Genomic DNA, 18,809 nt, shown 5'->3' with positions numbered 1-18,809 from the left:
TACTGTAACCATTCGATAGATTACTATTTCCTTAGTTTAAAACACTCTTATAATCTTTTACTCTAGATCTGTGATAAGCGCTTGCATCTCAGCGATTTCACGCTTTTGCGCTTTTATAATATCGTCAGCAAGCTGTTGTACACGCGGATCTTCAATATCAGCACGACTACTGGTTAAAATAGCAATCGAGTGATGCGGTATCATCGCTTGCATCCAATCGACTTGATCGACAGTCGCTTGAGATCTAACGCCCCAAATACCAACAGCAAACATCAATACGCTCAGACCATAGATCATCAAATTGACCTTGGTCTTCTTATACATATTAGTCATAAATGCCAACATGACCACTGCCATACCAGCACCCATATAGAGCGCCATATAAGCTCGGGTTTCACTAAAATAAATATGACTCCATTCATAAGTATTGAAATACATCATGATGTACATCACAATCGTAGACGTCACAATCATCAGAGTGAACTTTACATACGGGTTCATGCCCTGTTGATGATCCATGTTGTTTTGATCTGAAGCATTCATAGTATATCCCCTATTATTTTAATAATATTAGAACCAGAATTTGACCCCCGCAGTCAAACTACTGCTATCAACCGATTCATTTTCTTGACGTCGTTGACCACGAGCCTTGCCAAGCGCTGTCTCATAACTGACACCCACATAAGGGGCTAGCTGGCGACTGAACGTCTCGTAAGTCAGCCTGACCTCAGCTTCCATCTCATTAAAGCCCTTGGTAATACCATTATCATGGTCATCTTTACTAAAGGCAGTTAACCCCACCTCTGGTATGACCACCCAATGCTGATCCAAACGCCATTCGTACTCTGCGCCTAAATCAAGGCGAAGTTGACCATCGGTATATAAATAGGCTCTCGCATCTGTTTCGATAAAATACGGCGCGGTACCGACAATACCTGCCATAAGGGCAGCGTTATCGTTTTCAGTATCGTAAGCGACACCAGCTTCACCATTCCAGAAAATGCTCAGTGGTTTCCAATAAGCAAGCGAGCTTAAGCTATCGATTTCTTTATCATCTTTAGTTTGAGCACTACCTTCAGTGCGTAGCCTGATACGATTACTGTCAGTACCATACCAACCCGTCGCTTCGAAGTTGATTTGATCCTCATCAAACTGATAGCCCAAGTCGTCTACTGATACTCCCCATAACGGCATGCTGCCCATCATCATTGGCTTACCATACTGCCCATAGGGAACACCGTTTGAATAGTCTGGACTGCGAGCATCGGCTGGCGGCTGCCCGCCTTGCATCCCAGACATATCCATACTGCCATGATCCATGCCTGACATATCCATGCCGCTATGATCCATACCAGACATATCACCTGACATGTCCATGCCGCTGTGATCCATATCAGACATATCGCCTGACATATCCATGCCACTGTGATCCATACCAGACATATCGCCTGACATATCCATGCCGCTATGATCCATATCAGACATATCGCCCGACATGTCCATGCCGCTATGATCCATACCAGACATATCGCCTGACATATCCATGCCGCTATGATCCATACCAGACATATCGCCTGACATATCCATGCCGCTATGATCCATACCAGACATATCGCCTGACATATCCATACCGCTGTGATCCATGCCAGACATATCAGCAGCCGTTGCAAACGATGAGGTGAGCAAGACTAGCGATGACAAACCAATGAATGGCAGATTTTTCTTAGATATTTTCATAATAAGCCTCATATTCGAAGGTTTGTTAAACGACGGCAACTTCTCTGAACATACCAGCTTCCATGTGATAAAGCAGGTGGCAATGCCATGCCCATCGTCCAATTTCACCCGTCACATCGAAGCTAATCTTTTGCGCTGGCTGCACCACAATCGTATGTTTACGTACCTGAAAGTCTCCAGATGGGGTTCGCAAGTCACTCCACATACCATGCAGGTGCATAGGGTGATTCATCATGGTGTCATTGACTAAGGTAATACGCACGCGCTCGTTTGGCTTAATATTGACAGGCGTTGCATCCTTGAACATCACACCATCTAGCGCCCAGATATAGCGCTCCATATTACCCGTTAAATGTAGCTCGATCTCTCTAGTAGGTTTGCGCTGCTCTGCCAATACTTGCTCATCCACGGAGCGTAATTGGTCATAAGTCAAAACCTTTCTATTAATATCACGCAGGTTAATACCGGGGTCATCGAGGTTCATACGTGGACTGTCGACGCGCATATCAGATTTAAAGTCGTACTCGGTCTTAGCATGTTTTGCTTTGTAGCCTTTATCACCCATCGCACCCATCATATCAGCCATGGTCAGCCATTCGATCTTGTCCATAGCAGGTATTGCAGCACGAGCGCCTTTTTTGGTCGCAAGCGTGGTCGCAACATAGCCCGAACGATCAATGTTTTGGGCAAATATCGTATGCGCATCTTTGGTCGGCGTGACGATGACATCATAAGTCTCAGCCACCCCAATACGGAAATCATCAATCGCAACAGGCGCGACATCATTGCCATCCGTTGAGACGACGGTCATTTTTAGACCCGGTATACGCACATCGAATATCGTCTGTGCTGAGCCATTGATAAAGCGCAGTTTGACGGGCTGTCCCGCTTTTACTAGCTGTGTCCAATTGGCGGCGGTGGTTTTACCATTCATAAGGTAAGTAAAGGTCTTCTCACCAGATAGATCGGTAAAATCTGTCGGCATCATGCGCATCTTATTCCACATTTTGCGCTTGTCATAAGCGGCTTCTAGATCTGTTGCGGCAATATCAGACAGCAGCTTTTTAAAATCTGGCAAGTGGTAGTTATCAAAGTCAGCACGCTGCTTCAATAGCTTTAACAAGTTATGCGGATCGCGGTGTGTCCAATCACTCAATAAAATCACGTGATCTTCGGCGACTGGATGGCGTTCGCGGCCTTTAGGCTCAATGACGATAGCGCCGCGCATTCCAGTTTGCTCTTGAAAGCCAGTATGGGAGTGATACCAATACGTACCCGATTGAATCAGTTTGAATTTATAGGTAAAGGTACTGTTCGCGGGAATACCATCAAAGCTGATACCTGGCACACCATCCATCTCAAATGGGACGAGCAAGCCATGCCAGTGAATAGAGGTCGACTCATTCATCTGGTTATGGACACGGATGGTCACGGTATCGCCTTCTTGCATCTTTAGCGTTGGCGCTGGCAGTGAGTCATTGATGAGGGTTGCCATACTCGACTTACCATTGACAGTAACGGGCTTCTTGCTGACATACAGGTCAAACTCATTACCGGTTAGGATAGGTACGATATGGTCAGATTTATCACTATTGACGGCTACGTTTTGTTGACCTTTACCGAGCGCACTATTGGCAATAGATGGCAGTGTGGATAGCATGGAGGCCCCTAATAGAGTAGAGGACCCTGTCAAAAAACGCCTGCGGTTAAGCATATTCTTGTTCATAATTATTTACCTAACTTAATCCATGAAATGGGAGTTGAGTCTATATATTTATCAGTCAAGCTTATGTCTTCGACAGCCCATTAGTAGAGCTGGATAAGCTATTTAAACGTCACTCAAACTATAATTGCTGCTGCGGTGATTCAATGGTTGCATAAATGGCTGTTGAGCCATCTTTGTTAAGTTGCATCACTTTATACGGCATAAATTTATCTTGATATTCCATACCAGGGCTACCAACTGGCATGCCAGGTACGGCAAGACCAATCGCATCACTTGGTGGGTTTTTTAGGAACTGTGCCATATATTTGGCAGGGACATGACCTTCAAATACATAGCCGTCAGTAGTGACGGCGGTATGACAAGAGCGCATCTGCTGCGGTACGCTGTAGCGCTCTTTAAACAAGGACAAATCTTCGACGTTCTGTGCGGTTGCATTTAGGCCATGACCTTCGGCATAACCGACCCATTCTTTACAGCAGCCACAATTGGCATCTTTATAAACGGTGGCTGAGATATTTTTTAGGATAGTTGGCTGGGTGTCTGAATGAGCACTGACAGGCATTATTTCCGCTTTTGGTTGCTCTGTTTGCGCGGTTTGCGTAGCGGTCGTTGGCTCAGTCGCTGGTGTTGAGTCAGCAGCAGCGTTAGGTTGACTACAAGCCGCTAATAATAGTGAAGATGTCATCATCACTAAAAGAACACGACCAGATAACCGGTTGTGTTCACTAGAAAATATATTGGTATAGCGTCTCATAAAATCACTCCTGAGCGTTTATCTGACGATCAAATTTATAAAAATTAAAGCCGTAACACTGACCAAAGTAGTATTGGTAAAGCTTAAATCGCAAAAGGCAGCACTATTTAGTACTGCATTTCTTACGAATAATCAATGTTGCATGCCGGATCCATCACCAGACATATCCATCTCACCATCATCTGACATATTCATATTGCCATCAAATGACATGTCTAACATATCATCGTCTATCCTAGTCGTTAGCATGGTGTATTGATTTTCATCTAAGTCAGGTAACGATCTGATAAAAGCGACCATTGCCCACATTCTATCGTCATCGTGCGAAGCGCCCCATGCTGGCATACCTGATGCCATAATACCGTGTTTGATGGCCCAAAAAGCTTGCTGAGCACCGGCATCTGTTTTATAGCGTTCAACCAATTCAGTATTGGTAAAACTTGGCGGCTTAGGATATAAACTTGCACTAAAATCAGTGCTTTCTACCCCAGGAGACAAATGACAACCTGCACACATATCTTTGTAATCGGCACCGCCCGAGCTGATCATTTCTGTCTTTTCTAAGTTGGGAACCGTAATGTCCTTACTAGCATTCGCTATTGAACGCGTGCGGGCAGTCTCTAAAAAATTGTAAACTAGCGGACTATGGGCTTGATCAGCGCCGATATTTATCACACCACTCGTCACTACAATAAAAACACCCACAATCGCGACAAAGACGGTAAACAGTATTCCTAGTAAAAACTTCATAGGTTTGTCCTAAAAATCCATTTTTGTTAATATCCAATTACTGCTCGACAAAACCATCTAACAATAATATTGAATTTCTACGATCCACTTCTATAAGATCAATGCCTAAGAGTCACTTTTACTAGTAACACAGTGCTTTTGATACATCGCTTTCATTTTGCTCATGTTGGTCATCATGGCTTTCATAGCAGGATCGTTCATATCCATTTTGCTATGATCCATTTTTCCCATCATATCCATATGCTTTTCCATCTTTTCGCAGTTCATCTGATCTTTCTGCGCATGCATTTTTGGGTCGTGCGCCAAAGCTGACGTTGAAACGACCAAGGCTATAGCAGTGGCTACGATTGATTTAGATAGTGGCATTGATTTGAATAATGACATGGTAAATCCTTATTTGATTTGGTATAAAGTCAAAAAATCTTTGGGATGTTAAGTTATTTTAAAGCATACTTCATTGATTCTGACAGAGAGATGACAGCAAGATTACAATATTGTCATCTTGCTGTTTTTAGTTTTTAATGTTGTCATCAATCCTTTAGTATAACATCAGAGCTAATGTTACTTATCGCTACCATATTTGTTGATGAAGTATTTTTCAGACTGTAGATGTTGATCTTTGTGTTCAATCTCACAAGCCACTCTCGCATCGATATAACTTTTCATTTGTGAATTTGAGAGCTGAGCATCGTTGTGATCCAAGTTTTTTGCAAAGTCAGTAACCGCATCACAGTTATTGATGATTGAAGTACTTAGCTCGGTAGTGTGCGCATTAGCCGCAGTAATACCAATAAGTACAGAAGCCGATAGCAGTACTGCTTTTTTGAATGAACCATATGTTTTCATGTAAAACCTCTTTTGTAAGTTGTTAGATATTTAAGTTGTTAGATATTTGAATTGATTACCTGTGAAAATAATTCATAGTCGCTAGGTATGAACAACTATGTTTCATTCATACAGATTAGCAAAAGAAGACTGACAATCTGATTACGAACAGATGACATCTTTGTCAGCTAGCAGTCAATTTTGTCATCTGTGTGGGTTAAAACGTTAAATAATTATAATCGTACTGAGGAATCACCATGAAAGTACTGCTGGTAGAAGATGAGTTGAAGCTTGGCGAGTACATAAAAAAAGGCTTAACGGAAGCTGGGTTTATTGTGGATCATCACATAACAGGTTTAGATGGCTATCATGCATTGATGACGGAAGAATTTAGCGTGATACTGATGGATGTCATGCTACCTGATGTTAGTGGCTTTGAGCTGGTGCGCAATTACCGAGCGGCAGGTAAGCGTACGCCCGTGCTGTTTCTAACGGCAAAAGATGACTTAAGTGATAAGATAAAAGGGATTGAGATTGGGGGCGATGATTATTTAACCAAGCCTTTTGCGTTTGCAGAATTGATCGTTAGAATCAAAAGCTTATTACGACGTGCCAATCAATCCGATTATCAAAGTACGATTATGCAAATAGCGGATCTTAAAATGGACATTGCCAAGCGCACTGTGCATAGAAAAGACAAGGCTATTAAGCTCACGGCAAAAGAGTTCTCATTATTACAGTTTTTATTAGAGCGCCGAGGTGAGGTGCTACCGCGCTCAGTCATCGCCTCTCAAGTATGGGATATGAATTTTGAAAATGATACCAATGTGATTGATGTGGCGATAAGGCGTCTTCGCATAAAAATAGATGATGAGCATGAGGCGAAGCTGATTCATACTGTGCGTGGTATGGGCTACCGATTGGAGGCGCTAGCTACTGAAGTCCAAAGTGGTGCGGACGGAGACTATTCTAAATAGCATGAACTATAAACTCAAAAATCGGCGCTGGTCATTGCTATGGCGAACTATTTTCTTATTGACAGTCTTCGTTATTATCTCTCAGGTCATCATCTATGCGTGGGTGCAGCGCTCTGTGAGTGGACACTTTGAGCAAATGGACTCAGAGATTATCACCCATGCGGCTTTTAACCTGCGTAAACGCATGGGTGATGTTAACGATCACATAGAACCATTCACAGTGTCAAAGTCCCAATCACTAATTAATGACAATCACTTGCATTCCTCTTGGCTAGATTATGATTTAAAAACCTTAGTAGCAGATAAAAAAGGCAAATTATTATCCAGTGACCCTAGTAATTTCATTTATAATTTACCGCCCGATTTTAGCTTGTTATCACTATGGCAGGATCATCACGATCAGCAGTTTATGATCAAGATAAATAATAGGCATTACCGAGCAATTATTATTCGAAATCAAGAGGTTTTGGCGTTTATTGCATTACCTATCGATGTGCATCATCAATATCTTATCCAGTTTAATCGCCAGCTGACCTTGATACTTACTGCCATCACCTTATTATTGGTTTCAGTAGCGGCATTGAGTGTGTATTGGGGTTTTGCGCCTTTGGCCACTATCGTACAAAAAATGAAAAGAATCAATCCTGAAAGGTTGGATGAAAGAGTAACTGTCAGTGACATGCCATTAGAGCTGCGACCGCTAGCAGAATCTTACAACTCAATGATGGTCAAGCTTGAAAGCAACTTTGAATCTTTGTCACGATTTTCAGACAATATCGCTCACGAGCTCCGCACCCCAATAGCGACGCTTAGTACACAAACGCAGGTCATGTTAACTAAGCCAAGAGAAGGCAACGAATACATCGAGCAACTACATCATCAGCATGATACGTTAGAGCATCTGTCAGCCATGATAAACAATATGTTGCTACTGGCAAAAACTCAGAAAGGATTAAGTGACTCGCAAATTAGTCACGTAGATACTGAAAACCTAATCACCAAGCTCGTTGATTACTATGAAATGATTGCAGAGGATCGAGGGATAACTTTTGAAAGATCAGGCGAATTTAAGACAGTATTAGGTGATGAAGGCCTATTGCAGCGGCTGTTTGCCAATCTGATGTCAAATGCCATTTATTACGCAGCTAGTGATAGTACTATCATGATATCCGCTACCGCCCTCACCTCAACCACCTCACTTAATGTGGCTAAAGATGAGGTTCGACCATCAAAGCAGCCATGGTTAAGAGTAACTATGACCAATCGCTTAGATAAACCGTTAAACCAGAGTGAAGCTGATAAATTGTTTGAGCGATTCTATCGTCACGATAAGACTAGCCATCAGCATTCAGGCACAGGATTGGGATTGTCTATCGTTCAGGCTATCGCTAATGCTCATAAAGGTACGGTTAGTATCACTATCAAAGATGAGTATTTTTTTGAGGTTACTGTAGGATTATTGATGGCTTAACAAGGTAAATCAAAAGAAGATAAACTCAAAACGTTGTTGTCAAAAACTCAATATCAGCGTATTTGCAAGTGTAGTCCAGAACAGTTTCTTCAACGCATTCGAAAACTCGTTAAGATCTAAACTACGGCTGAAATGCCTGACTATTTTTTCGAAATTATAGCAACTCATTTCTACAGTAATTTATTCCGATATTACTTTGATGAGTTAATAATTCGCTTAATCAGTAATTTATGAAAAATTTAAGTATAAAATACATACATTAAAACCATAAATAATGATTAAACTTTATACTTAACTAGTGACCAAAATTGATATTTATGTTGCTATAAACCCCTTTAAAATACGCTAAACGTCACACCGATAAATCCTTTACACCCCTTTATTTGTATAGTATGGTAGGTTGTTATACATTAATATAACTTAATGAAATATGGTGGTTCTAGCCTCCGAAGCCGGGGGTCGTGGGTTCGATTCCCGCCGAGCGCACCAATTATGATGTTTACAACCTCGCTCCACCATTTCCTTAGCACTGCCCTAAACTATCCATACTCATCAAACCTACACTTCAAAATTTTTGCGGTTTTTCTGTGCCCGTATACTTCTGAGGCTCTCACCTATAGTCGGTTCGGTATAATTTGGATACAAGGAAGCCGAGTGAAAGTACTACAAATAGTAGACTGAGCGAGACTGACACCGTACCCAATTTATAGAGAATTGACTATATATCAAAATTTACTCTGCCTCTTGCAAATTTGCAGTCAGTTGTTCACGGCTGGGGACTCTGTGGTAATTAATGACAGGTATCTCGCCTAGACGGCGCTGACTTGCGGCAATCTTCTTATCAATTGTAATCATTGCGACTTTCTTGCCTTGTTTGCTAACGAGTAAATGATTTGCCTTACGTGTGACTCGATAATCAGGAAAGTACTGCTTTAATAGCACTGATGTTTTTTGCAGAGCATCATTAGGTGTCGCATTTTTTGACTTTGAATTGCCAGTCTTTTCGCCTACTTTTGCCCCGCGCGATTTTGCCGCGAACCATAAGGCTGCGATGACAGCGAACAATATGACAAGCCACCAAATTCCGTCTATCATAAGAAAAAATATCCATTATTAGCAAGGGTTGGCTCATGTTAGCAGAATTATCACCAGCGTTAATAGCAGAAGTAAAACTTGCGGCAAAACTGTTGGCAGCGAAACAGCATATTTGCATTTTGACTGGCGCTGGCATTTCAGCAGAAAGCGGCATTCCAACGTTTCGAGACAAGCAGACAGGACTGTGGGAGAACTACGGCGTTGAGGATTTGGCCACACCTGAAGCGTTCGTTCGTGATCCAAAGCTGGTGTGGTCATGGTATCAGTGGCGCAGACAGCTGGTAGCAGATAAAGCGCCAAATCCAGCCCATCATGCGTTGGCTCAGTGGCAATACCATGCGCAAACTTCCGATCAGCAAGTGACTCTTATCACTCAGAATGTCGATGATTTGCATGAGCAAGCTGGTAGCTCGGTGACTCATTTACATGGTCATCTGTGGCGCAACTGCTGTGGTCAATGTCAGACACCCTATCAAGATCAACCAAGAACTTCATACGATAACCGAAACACCATGAGCTTCGATGAGGCACTGCTGACCTGCCCGCATTGTGGTGGCTATATCCGACCGGATATTGTTTGGTTTGGAGAAGCCTTACCCATACAAGCATGGCAGATTGCAGAAGAAGCAGCGGCTAATTGCGAGGTATTTATCAGTATTGGCACATCAAGTCTTGTTTACCCTGCCGCAGGTCTCGCACAGCTAGCCAAGCAAAATGGTGCCAAGATTATAGAGATAAACCCCGACCCGACGCCAAACACCATCGTTGATATCACTTTAGCAGAAAAGGCTGGCGTCATTTTGCCGTTACTTATAGAAGAAATTACTGCTTTATAAGTATGGGTATAAAATGAACAATAAAAAAGGCTTAACGATTGATATCAACCGTTAAGCCTTTACTGCTAAAAAATAAATGCATTAAAGCTTATTTCAACGCAAGATCAACCTTCGCTAAGTAGGATTCTTTTAACTCATCACTGATAAATGAGGAGTTAAAGGAGTTCTTTACTAAAGTAACAACATCATCTTCCGTTAGCGGTAAGTTTTCGCATATATTTATAAAGTTCTGATTCATATAACCTTTGAAATATGCTGGATCGTCTGAATTGACACTAATGTTCAAACCATAATCCAGCAGCTCTTTGATATTGTGTTCTTTATAATTTTCAAAGACCTTGAGTTCGACATTTGAGTTCGGACAAACTGTCAGCGGCATTTGCTCGTCTTTGAGCCTTTGCATCAATTCTGGGCTTTTTATAGACTGCACACCATGATCAATTCTATTAATCTCTAACAAATCCAAAGCTTCATATATATACGAAAAATCTGCCTCTTCGCCTGCATGAGCAACCAACTTAAAGCCTTCTTCTTTGGCCTTTTTGAATACTTCTTTAAATTTTGATGGCGGATTTCCCAATTCTGATGAATCAAGACCAACACCGATGATATCGTTTTTGAACGCCAATGCTTGCTCTAAGGTTTCAAACGCTTCTTCTTGTGATAAATGTCTTAAGAAGCACATAATGATGCAAGACGTAATACCATACTTTTCTTTAGCCTCTACGAGCGCTTCTTTGATACCAGTGATTACGGCTTCAAAAGGTACACCACGTTCAGTATGCGTCTGTGGGTCAAAAAATATCTCTGTGTGAATGACGTTGTCTTCAACACATTTAAGAATATATTCCCACGTCAAATCATAAAAATCATCTTTTGTGAGCAGGACATTGGCACCCGCATAGTAGATATCTAAAAAGGTTTGCAAGTTGGTGAAGTTGTAGGCACTGCGTACATCTTCTATGTCTGTATAAGGAATCTCTACTTGGTTTTTTTTCGCCAATCTAAACATCAGCTCAGGTTCTAGCGAGCCTTCAATATGTAGATGAAGTTCCGCTTTTGGTAGCTTCTTTATTAACTCAATCATAGTGTTCCAGTAATGGTTTTTGATAAAGGCTTTTTTCAAGGCTTTCTTTCTGAGGATTGCTCTCTATAAATGCGTCTGGCTATAGATGTGTTTGGAAGCGCCCTCTTGTTTAAAAGTCTATTATATTTGGATTTCGCCTAAAACCCTATAGATTAAGATCAAAACGTTCTACCTTATTATAAGCATCACTTCATAAATGCTACTTCATAAACGCTATTTCAAGAATACCACCGTATCGGACAGCTCATTACCTGCTGGGTTATGTTCAAGATGATAGTACTGGCGCAATACTTGCCCAACTTCGTCTAACAGTTCAGCCAAGCTCTCTTCAGTGTTTTTATTCGCAATGCCTGATACTGCTTTTTCACACATTGCCCGCCAAACTGTGGGGCTCACATGAGCGCTAATACCTCGATCTGCAACTATCTCTAATTGGTGCTCACAGATATTGACATACACCAAGACGCCCGTGTTTTCCTCAGTATCCCAAACTCGATACTCGCTAAACAAATCAACCGCACGTCCGCGGCAATCGATATGATAAGCATCCTGAATCGGTAGATGGTTTTCTATAATTAAAAACACTTCCCCACGATGACCACGCTCTGCGCTAGTGACCTTATCTGTCAAACGGGCTTTGGCTTCTGCTGTCAGCCATTTGCTGTGCAGCAAAGGCACGAATAAGACCTGACACCACCAGCGGGCAAAACTGGCTTTTGGAGCATTGTTTTCTGACATTTAATTGTTTCCTCACAGACATCATTTTTGCAGGTTGTTTGCGTTTGTTTTACTGCGGCTTCATTTGCTTGGTTTTTACTAACCAATTTTTAATAGTTACTTACCATGAGCCACCAGCACCGCCACCGCCAAATCCACCACCGCCGCCACCAAAGCCGCCGCCTCCGAAACCACCACCGCCAAAGCCGCCACCACTTCCGCCACCCATACCGGGTAAGAAAATCATACCGCCGCGTCGTCTGCCACCTTTACCGCCGCCACCTTTGCCACCACCGCCGCCGCGTGAGATCAAAAACAGCCATATAAATATCGCCATAATCAATGTCATGAAGAACCCGCCGCCCAGTGCCAGCGAGCCAGCAAAAAAACCACCTGCGGTAATAATAGAACCAAATACTCGGCCTAAAATGTTGGTAATAAAACTACCAAATATCATTGCCATAATAAATAAGAAAATAGGTGACGGTAGCTCATCTGAGCCTTGTTGGACATTACGCTCCGCAGCTTGAGCATCGGCACGGGCCAATACGTCAGGATCAGCAGTCAGCCGCGTTTTGAATGCCTCGACACCTGCTAGTATCCCTGCGCCATAGTTGTCTTGCTTAAACAATGGTGTGATGTCTTCACGAATAATACGGTTGACCGCAGCATCTGGTAACACACCCTCTAGCCCATAACCCGTTAGGACATACATATCACGGTCATTGACTGCGACGACAATCAGCAAACCATCATCGATATCTTTATCACCCAACTGCCATTTCTCTGCAACCTGCAAAGCATAGTCAAAGATGGGCAAACCATTGGTAGTCGGCACAATGACGACAGCTGCCTGCGCCAAACCTTGTTGATAGATACTTCTGAGCTGCGCCTCTAAGCGCTGCTTTTCTTGCGGGTTTAAAATATTGGCTTGGTCAATAACAGGGCTGTTTAATATGAGCTTGTCCGCATCGACACTTTCAGCATTTGATTGAACAGCTGGCTTAGCAGGCGCTCGTGTTGCTGGATTTTCACTATTAGCCGTGTCACTGTCAGCCGCATTAGGGTTGATCGCATCGTTGCCCAGTATGGCTTCGTTAATTGCCTCGTTACCCAATACCGCATCATTTATGGCTTCGTTGGACTCGCCTGCTTTGGCAATGGCTACCAGATCCTCGACACTGCGGTTTTGCAGATTCGAGGGGCTGTTTGAGCCACTATCGGTAGCCACTGCCGTATCATTAGGTGCCGCATACAGCACTGGCGCACTACTGATGCTCAGTGTGAATAGTAATACTGATAAGATTGCTTTTGAATGATTCATCTAATCTATACCACCTCAAATGACGTCTGTGCTGAATGAATGGCGAATACTGCAATAACTATGAGCTTCGTTTATCTTTTAAGCATCAAGCCTTATTATGCATCGTACTTTACTGAGCAGCTGCTGCATCGTCGTCGCCAAAGTCAACACTGGGTGCTGTTGAAATGGCTTCTTCGTTGGCTACTGTAAAGTTTGGCTTGGTATCTAGACCAAATACTTTGGCAGTGATATTGGTTGGGAATTGACGCACCGTCGTATTATAGCTTTGTACTTCTTGAATATAGCGGTTACGAGCAACGGCGATACGGTTTTCCGTGCCTTCTAGCTGTGCTTGCAAATCTTGGAACAAGGCATCTGACTTTAGATCAGGATAGCGCTCAGAGACAGCCATTAGACGCGATAAAGCGCCAGTCATCTGCTCTTGCGCAGCCGCATAACGCTCCATCGCTTCAGGGTCGTTGAGCACCTCAGGGGTCACGGTGATACCACCAGCACGTGAGCGCGCTTCAGCAACTTGGGTAAACACCTCTTGCTCTTGCTCTGCGTATTGCTGTACGACTTTGACCAAGTTTGGCACTAGGTCTGAGCGGCGTTGGTATTGGTTGACTACTTCTGACCACGAAGCCGTTACCTGCTCATCTTGTGCTTGCAGATTGTTATAACCACAACCCGTCAAACCAACGGTAGAAGTCGCTAATACTGCTGATAGCAACATGGGTTTTACAATGGATTTACGCGTCATCGTTGTCTCTCCTAATAATGTTAAATAACAAATACCTAGTAACACGTTTTTTACAGCTGATATAACCACTTGTTCAACCATCCTGTACGTCTATTATCCAGTCCATCAACTGCTACTTTATTCAATAGAATGATAGTCGTCAGTAACGGTTACATTTTATAGCCTACAAGACATTCTGCCAATAATGGCGATATAACCCACTTTTTACAATTCATCGTTACCAAAACACAACCGCCACGCCTAATTATATTGGCATTTATACTTGCTTACACTATGGTTATATTTATCCAAAAGCCTAATTATGTTGACTAATAAACCATTTCGCTCCGGACTGCGGGTAAAACAATAATGTAGCAGTTACAAAACTCCTTTGTTTCATCGCTATTTATTGTGGGGTCTGTCGTCTCAAACATCGAGATATCCTACTACTCTTAAAGAAATTTCTAGTAATTGTGCCAAAAATATGGCAAATTGCAGTTACGTAGCCGTACGGTTTGAATACATTTGGTAGTGGACTTATCGTTTGTTTAGTATTAGAGGATTACGAACGTCTGGTTGACTCTGTTCAGGGATCGCCAAAGCCTCAACTTACAAATCGACAAGCTTTTACCAGTGTAGCCAATCGATACGACTCATAGCAAGTTGAATGCTATCACTTTACTGATAAGTATTTAATTATATAACCGCCTGTTTTATCCGCTGGTCCATTTATAACAGCTATTGCGTCGATGACGTAATGACTGGATGTACCGCATAATGAAGACAGCAAAGGATTGCAACTGCAGCTCATTTTGAAATTGACTCTGATGAGCGGTATACACATGGTCAGTGTTGCGAATAGGCCAAGCGGATAAATACAGACAACTACAGTCCATTCTGAGTGGCTAAGTACATATAAGACTTAACGAGATGTGTAAGTCTATGCAGGCAAACTAAGTGAGCCACTAGAGCAATTGGTTGACGCCGGTATTAGTATTAATAGCCACTTTGAGACAGTATTAGGAATATACATATGGAAGGTTTAGTCAATTTAGTAAACGGAATTATCTGGAGCCCTGCACTGATCTATCTGTGTCTGGGTGCGGGTCTGTTTTATTCCATTATGACGCGCTTCGTACAAGTACGTCTATTCGGTGAAATGATCAAATTACTATTCACCGGTAAATCTAGCGCACAAGGTATTTCATCATTTCAGGCACTTGCCGTCTCACTCGCAGGACGCGTGGGTATGGGTAACATCGCTGGGGTAGCTGCTGCTATCGGCTTCGGTGGTCCAGGTGCAGTATTTTGGATGTGGGTTGTGGCCTTCTTAGGGGCATCTACTGCCTACGTCGAGTCTACCCTTGCACAGATCTACAAAGAAAAAGATGTGATTACCGGCGAATATCGCGGTGGCCCTGCTTATTACTTTGAGCGTGCCCTTGGTCAAAAATGGTACGGTATTCTCTTCGCCATCGCTTCTATCTTAGCTTGCGGTATGTTCTTACCAGGCGTACAGGCAAACGGTGTTATCAGTGCATTCGCACAGGTGATGGGTGAAGGTACTATCATGAACGTCGGAGGCCTAGAAGTTGGCTCTATGCGTTTAGTGGCACTAGGTATCATTCTAGTCGTTCTAGGTATCATCATCTTTGGTGGTATTAAGCGTATTGCAACTTTTACCGAGTTTGCTGTACCTTTTATGGCACTAGGTTATATCGTTTTAGCCTTAATTATTATGTTCTCTAACGTCAGCTTGATCCCAGATGTATTTGGTATGATCATTGGTGATGCATTCACTGCACAAGCAGGTTTCGGTGCTGCTATTGGTTGGGGTGTAAAACGTGGTATTTACTCTAACGAAGCTGGACAAGGTACTGGCCCTCACGCTGCTGCTGCTGCTGAAGTTGAGCATCCATCACAGCAAGGTTTAGTACAGGCATTCTCAGTATATGTCGATACGTTGCTAGTCTGTTCTGCTACCGCCTTTATGATTTTATCTACAGGCATGTATAACATTCAAGGTACGCTTCCAGATGGTCAGTTCATCGTACAGAATGTTGCAGCTGGTGTTGAGATTAACTCACCTGCCTTTACGCAAATGGCAATGGAATCTGTCTATGGCACCTATGGTAATACCTTTATTGCCATCGCAGTATTCTTCTTTGCCTTTACTACGATTTTGGCTTACTACTACATCGCTGAAGTAAACGTGGCTTACTTGACTCGCTTCCTCGGTCGCGGTGCCAATAAAACTGGTCTATTCTTAGTCAAAATTCTAATCATGGTGATGGTTGCCTACGGTGGCTTGAATTCAGCTGGTTATATCTGGGCTATTGGTGATATTGGTGTTGGTCTCATGGCTTGGCTCAATATTGTTGGTATCTTGGTCATCTTCATTGTGGCTCGTCCAACACTGACTATGCTAAAAGATTATGAAGCTCAGCGTAAAGCTGGCGTGAAACGCTATAGTTTTGATCCTGCCAAATTTGGTATCAAAAACGCACCGTATTGGGAAGAGCGTCATCTAGCTGAACAAAAAAGAATGAACGCAGATCCACTACGTAAAGACAACGTATAATATTCTTTAGTTTGGTACTGCTACATCCTACTCATTGCGTATAAAAAGCCCGAGACTATTGTCTCGGGCTTTTTTGTGCCGATATTCTTATAGATCGTCGTAAAAAATACCAAGATAAATATATTGGCACAAAAAAGCCCAGCTCAATGGCTAGGCTCTTTCAGTATTATCTATACGTCAACTACTGATAAGTCATGACCAGTAGTCTGTAAAAAATTACTCAGGCATTAATACCGCATCGATAGTGTGTACCACACCATTGGTTGCCATGATGTCAGTACCAGTGATGTTAGCCGTTCCACCAGTAGCATCTGTAATGACGTTAGCATCGCTAATAGAAATCGTTGCGCCGTTAGCGGTTTTGATATCAGTAGCGTAAGGGATATCAGCAGCTTTAACTTCCATAGGTACTACATGGTAAGGAAGTACTTTCTTAAGTAAATCAGTGTTAGCCAATAACTCTTCTTTAGTCACGCCTAGCTTCTCTAGTACTGGAGCAAAAGCATCGTCAGTTGGGGCAAATACCGTGTATTTGGTATCTTCCATCAACATAGTATCAAGACCAGCTGCTTGAAGCGCTGCTGTAAGGATAGTTAGGTTCTCATTGCCTGCCGCTATTTCAGCGATAGTCTGTGTAGCTTCCATGTCCATTTCAGCCATAGGCTCTGCTTCAACCATTGGATCAGCTTCAGCAACTGGCTCAACTGCCATTTCTTCGGTGGTAACTTCAGGCTCAACTGGATCAGTAGCGGCTTCTTTGTCACTACAAGCGGCTAGTGACATGGCGGCTGTAACTACGGCGATAGATAGTAAGTTTTTCTTTAACATAGGTATTTCCTTGTAAATAATTAATTAAATAATGTGATTAAAAAATATTCATTTTGAATAAAGATAAAAGTGACTGATATCTTGCAGACAGTACCGACTACTTATTATCCAGTCCTGATATCAAATTCGCTATATCGATAACTATAATTCTAACGGTTTAATTTTTAATTGGTACTTACTTAGGTAGCAACACTGTATCAATCACGTGTACGCTGTTGTTGACTTTTATTCTAGATATGGCGTATTGGCGATATAACTGCTAATACGCTATTTTGAAGTAGCACTATTTGACATGCCATATATCTAAAAACGCCATTATCTGATTATTGACTCATACAGATAACGGCTGTTATTGGTTCAATCTCTACCTCATAGAAAATAGAGATATCAGGTTTTAATTATTCTTATTTAGGTAACAATACTTTATCGATCACGTGTACCACACCATTGTTGGCAGCGATGTCAGTTTTCAAGATGTTAGCTGTGCGGCCATTTTCATCCATCAACTTACCTTCTTTAGTTACCATCAAGGTATCTTTGCTGGCTGTCATGACATTACCAGGCTTAACGTCTTTAGCGTACATGGCCATATCACCACTCACGACGTGATAACCTAATACCTTAGTTAACAAAGGCTTGTTGGCGAACAACTGCGCTTTGGTCATACCTGTTTCTTGTAATGCTTGCATAAAGGCAGCATTGGTCGGTGCAAATACGGTGTAATGAGCATTAGGATCAGACAACATGCCTGCTAGACCTGCTGCTTGTACTGCTTCTACTAACACTGAAAAATCAGGATTGCTTTGAGCCACTTGTACAACGTTCATTTTTGCCATAGATTGGCTGTGCATTGGCGCTTTCATATCCGCGCTTTTGCTTGGCATCATATTATTACAAGCGCTTAGGCCTGCGATTGAAAGAGCAAGTGTACCGATAGTAGCAATTTTAGTAATTTTCATAATATATCCCTTCATGATTGAATCATTCTTGATTATTGTATTACTGACTTACAAAGTAGATAATTGGCTTTAGAATGTGTTGATTGCGCTATTGATAATATTTACCAAATAGTAATAACAATGAACACTTGCTTGTAAGTTTTTCTTACCAACAGCCAATTCTTCTGAAATTAAATTAACATATAGAAAAGCCTTATGAATTCACTTTTACGCTACTTTTTGTCGTAGGCATGTAAGTTCTGTCGGACTTTTAATAGTCTTGATAGGTTTTAACCTTAAAAACAAAGCTTTATGTAATCTTTAAACGAAATGATAGTCATTTGTGCCTATTTATTTTATGCAATAAACTCCAAACTTGATGGCTCAAAAAGCAGATTTTGTATTTGCCATATTGCCAAAGAGGAATAAGCACTATCCCGCG

At 42.2% G+C, this 18,809-nt stretch carries 18 protein-coding genes; 4 read left to right on the top strand and 14 right to left on the bottom strand.

What is annotated here, in order from left to right:
- Nucleotides 1-57: 57 nt before the first annotated feature.
- The 7 genes from ACMFL8_RS02800 to ACMFL8_RS02770 all read right to left on the bottom strand — a co-directional run bounded on the left by ACMFL8_RS02800 (nucleotide 58) and on the right by ACMFL8_RS02770 (nucleotide 5,813).
- Nucleotides 58-543 carry a DUF305 domain-containing protein gene (locus ACMFL8_RS02800; RefSeq protein ID WP_413190039.1) on the bottom strand — a complete coding sequence of 162 codons (486 nt, stop codon included), beginning with the start codon at nucleotides 541-543 and terminating at the stop codon, nucleotides 58-60.
- Between the two features lie 27 nt (nucleotides 544-570).
- A complete protein-coding gene (locus ACMFL8_RS02795; protein ID WP_413190038.1) occupies nucleotides 571-1,737 on the bottom strand; it encodes a copper resistance protein B in 1,167 nt (388 codons plus the stop codon).
- A 25-nt stretch (nucleotides 1,738-1,762) separates the two neighbouring features.
- The gene (locus ACMFL8_RS02790) at nucleotides 1,763-3,463 is read right to left on the bottom strand and encodes a copper resistance system multicopper oxidase (protein ID WP_413190037.1); all 1,701 of its coding nucleotides are present in this window, start codon (nucleotides 3,461-3,463) and stop codon (nucleotides 1,763-1,765) included.
- 118 nt (nucleotides 3,464-3,581) lie between these two features.
- On the bottom strand, nucleotides 3,582-4,217 hold the full coding sequence (locus tag ACMFL8_RS02785) for a DUF411 domain-containing protein (RefSeq protein WP_352311118.1): 636 nt from the start codon (nucleotides 4,215-4,217) through the stop codon (nucleotides 3,582-3,584).
- A gap of 132 nt (nucleotides 4,218-4,349) precedes the next feature.
- Nucleotides 4,350-4,967, bottom strand: coding sequence for a c-type cytochrome (locus ACMFL8_RS02780; RefSeq protein ID WP_413190036.1), 618 nt, complete (start codon nucleotides 4,965-4,967; stop codon nucleotides 4,350-4,352).
- A 105-nt stretch (nucleotides 4,968-5,072) separates the two neighbouring features.
- On the bottom strand, nucleotides 5,073-5,351 hold the full coding sequence (locus tag ACMFL8_RS02775; protein ID WP_201588556.1) for a hypothetical protein: 279 nt from the start codon (nucleotides 5,349-5,351) through the stop codon (nucleotides 5,073-5,075).
- A 177-nt stretch (nucleotides 5,352-5,528) separates the two neighbouring features.
- Nucleotides 5,529-5,813, bottom strand: coding sequence for a hypothetical protein (locus ACMFL8_RS02770; protein ID WP_413190035.1), 285 nt, complete (start codon nucleotides 5,811-5,813; stop codon nucleotides 5,529-5,531).
- A 236-nt stretch (nucleotides 5,814-6,049) separates the two neighbouring features.
- Between ACMFL8_RS02770 and ACMFL8_RS02765 the strand changes: the two genes are divergently transcribed.
- A complete protein-coding gene (locus ACMFL8_RS02765) occupies nucleotides 6,050-6,769 on the top strand; it encodes a heavy metal response regulator transcription factor (protein ID WP_413190034.1) in 720 nt (239 codons plus the stop codon).
- A 1-nt stretch (nucleotide 6,770) separates the two neighbouring features.
- Nucleotides 6,771-8,240 carry an ATP-binding protein gene (locus ACMFL8_RS02760; protein WP_413190033.1) on the top strand — a complete coding sequence of 490 codons (1,470 nt, stop codon included), beginning with the start codon at nucleotides 6,771-6,773 and terminating at the stop codon, nucleotides 8,238-8,240.
- Nucleotides 8,241-8,972: 732 nt separating this feature from the next.
- Here ACMFL8_RS02760 and ACMFL8_RS02755 read toward each other — a convergent pair.
- A complete protein-coding gene (locus ACMFL8_RS02755) occupies nucleotides 8,973-9,335 on the bottom strand; it encodes a hypothetical protein (protein ID WP_413190032.1) in 363 nt (120 codons plus the stop codon).
- Nucleotides 9,336-9,370: 35 nt separating this feature from the next.
- Here ACMFL8_RS02755 and ACMFL8_RS02750 point away from each other — a divergent pair, with 35 nt between their 5' ends.
- The gene (locus ACMFL8_RS02750) at nucleotides 9,371-10,171 is read left to right on the top strand and encodes an SIR2 family NAD-dependent protein deacylase (protein WP_413190031.1); all 801 of its coding nucleotides are present in this window, start codon (nucleotides 9,371-9,373) and stop codon (nucleotides 10,169-10,171) included.
- Nucleotides 10,172-10,259: 88 nt separating this feature from the next.
- Here ACMFL8_RS02750 and ACMFL8_RS02745 read toward each other — a convergent pair whose 3' ends face one another.
- The 4 genes from ACMFL8_RS02745 to ACMFL8_RS02730 all read right to left on the bottom strand — a co-directional run bounded on the left by ACMFL8_RS02745 (nucleotide 10,260) and on the right by ACMFL8_RS02730 (nucleotide 14,041).
- Nucleotides 10,260-11,258, bottom strand: coding sequence for an adenosine deaminase (locus ACMFL8_RS02745; RefSeq protein WP_413190030.1), 999 nt, complete (start codon nucleotides 11,256-11,258; stop codon nucleotides 10,260-10,262).
- Between the two features lie 213 nt (nucleotides 11,259-11,471).
- Nucleotides 11,472-11,996 carry a TPM domain-containing protein gene (locus ACMFL8_RS02740; RefSeq protein ID WP_413190029.1) on the bottom strand — a complete coding sequence of 175 codons (525 nt, stop codon included), beginning with the start codon at nucleotides 11,994-11,996 and terminating at the stop codon, nucleotides 11,472-11,474.
- Nucleotides 11,997-12,096: 100 nt separating this feature from the next.
- Nucleotides 12,097-13,299, bottom strand: coding sequence for a TPM domain-containing protein (locus tag ACMFL8_RS02735; RefSeq protein WP_413190028.1), 1,203 nt, complete (start codon nucleotides 13,297-13,299; stop codon nucleotides 12,097-12,099).
- Between the two features lie 109 nt (nucleotides 13,300-13,408).
- On the bottom strand, nucleotides 13,409-14,041 hold the full coding sequence (locus tag ACMFL8_RS02730) for a LemA family protein (RefSeq protein WP_240216665.1): 633 nt from the start codon (nucleotides 14,039-14,041) through the stop codon (nucleotides 13,409-13,411).
- Nucleotides 14,042-15,053: 1,012 nt separating this feature from the next.
- On the opposite strand from ACMFL8_RS02730, the gene ACMFL8_RS02725 reads away from it, so the two are divergent.
- Nucleotides 15,054-16,601, top strand: a complete 1,548-nt coding sequence (locus ACMFL8_RS02725) for an alanine/glycine:cation symporter family protein (RefSeq protein ID WP_010196574.1) — start codon at nucleotides 15,054-15,056, stop codon at nucleotides 16,599-16,601.
- A 216-nt stretch (nucleotides 16,602-16,817) separates the two neighbouring features.
- Here the strand turns inward: ACMFL8_RS02725 and ACMFL8_RS02720 are convergent, their stop codons facing one another.
- Together ACMFL8_RS02720 and ACMFL8_RS02715 are read right to left on the bottom strand one after the other, a co-directional pair.
- Complete coding sequence (locus ACMFL8_RS02720) at nucleotides 16,818-17,429, bottom strand: fasciclin domain-containing protein (RefSeq protein WP_010196572.1); 612 nt, start codon at nucleotides 17,427-17,429, stop codon at nucleotides 16,818-16,820.
- A gap of 404 nt (nucleotides 17,430-17,833) precedes the next feature.
- Nucleotides 17,834-18,388 (bottom strand): fasciclin domain-containing protein, encoded by a 555-nt coding sequence (locus ACMFL8_RS02715; protein ID WP_189586864.1) that lies wholly within the window; start codon nucleotides 18,386-18,388, stop codon nucleotides 17,834-17,836.
- Nucleotides 18,389-18,809: the final 421 nt, after the last annotated feature.

The organism is Psychrobacter sp. AT9 (assembly GCF_047272965.1).
In the GTDB taxonomy this organism is placed as follows: Bacteria; Pseudomonadota; Gammaproteobacteria; order Pseudomonadales; family Moraxellaceae; genus Psychrobacter; species Psychrobacter glaciei.
The sequence above is the reverse complement of the archived record's forward strand: the minus strand, read 5'-3'. Positions and strand labels throughout refer to the sequence as shown.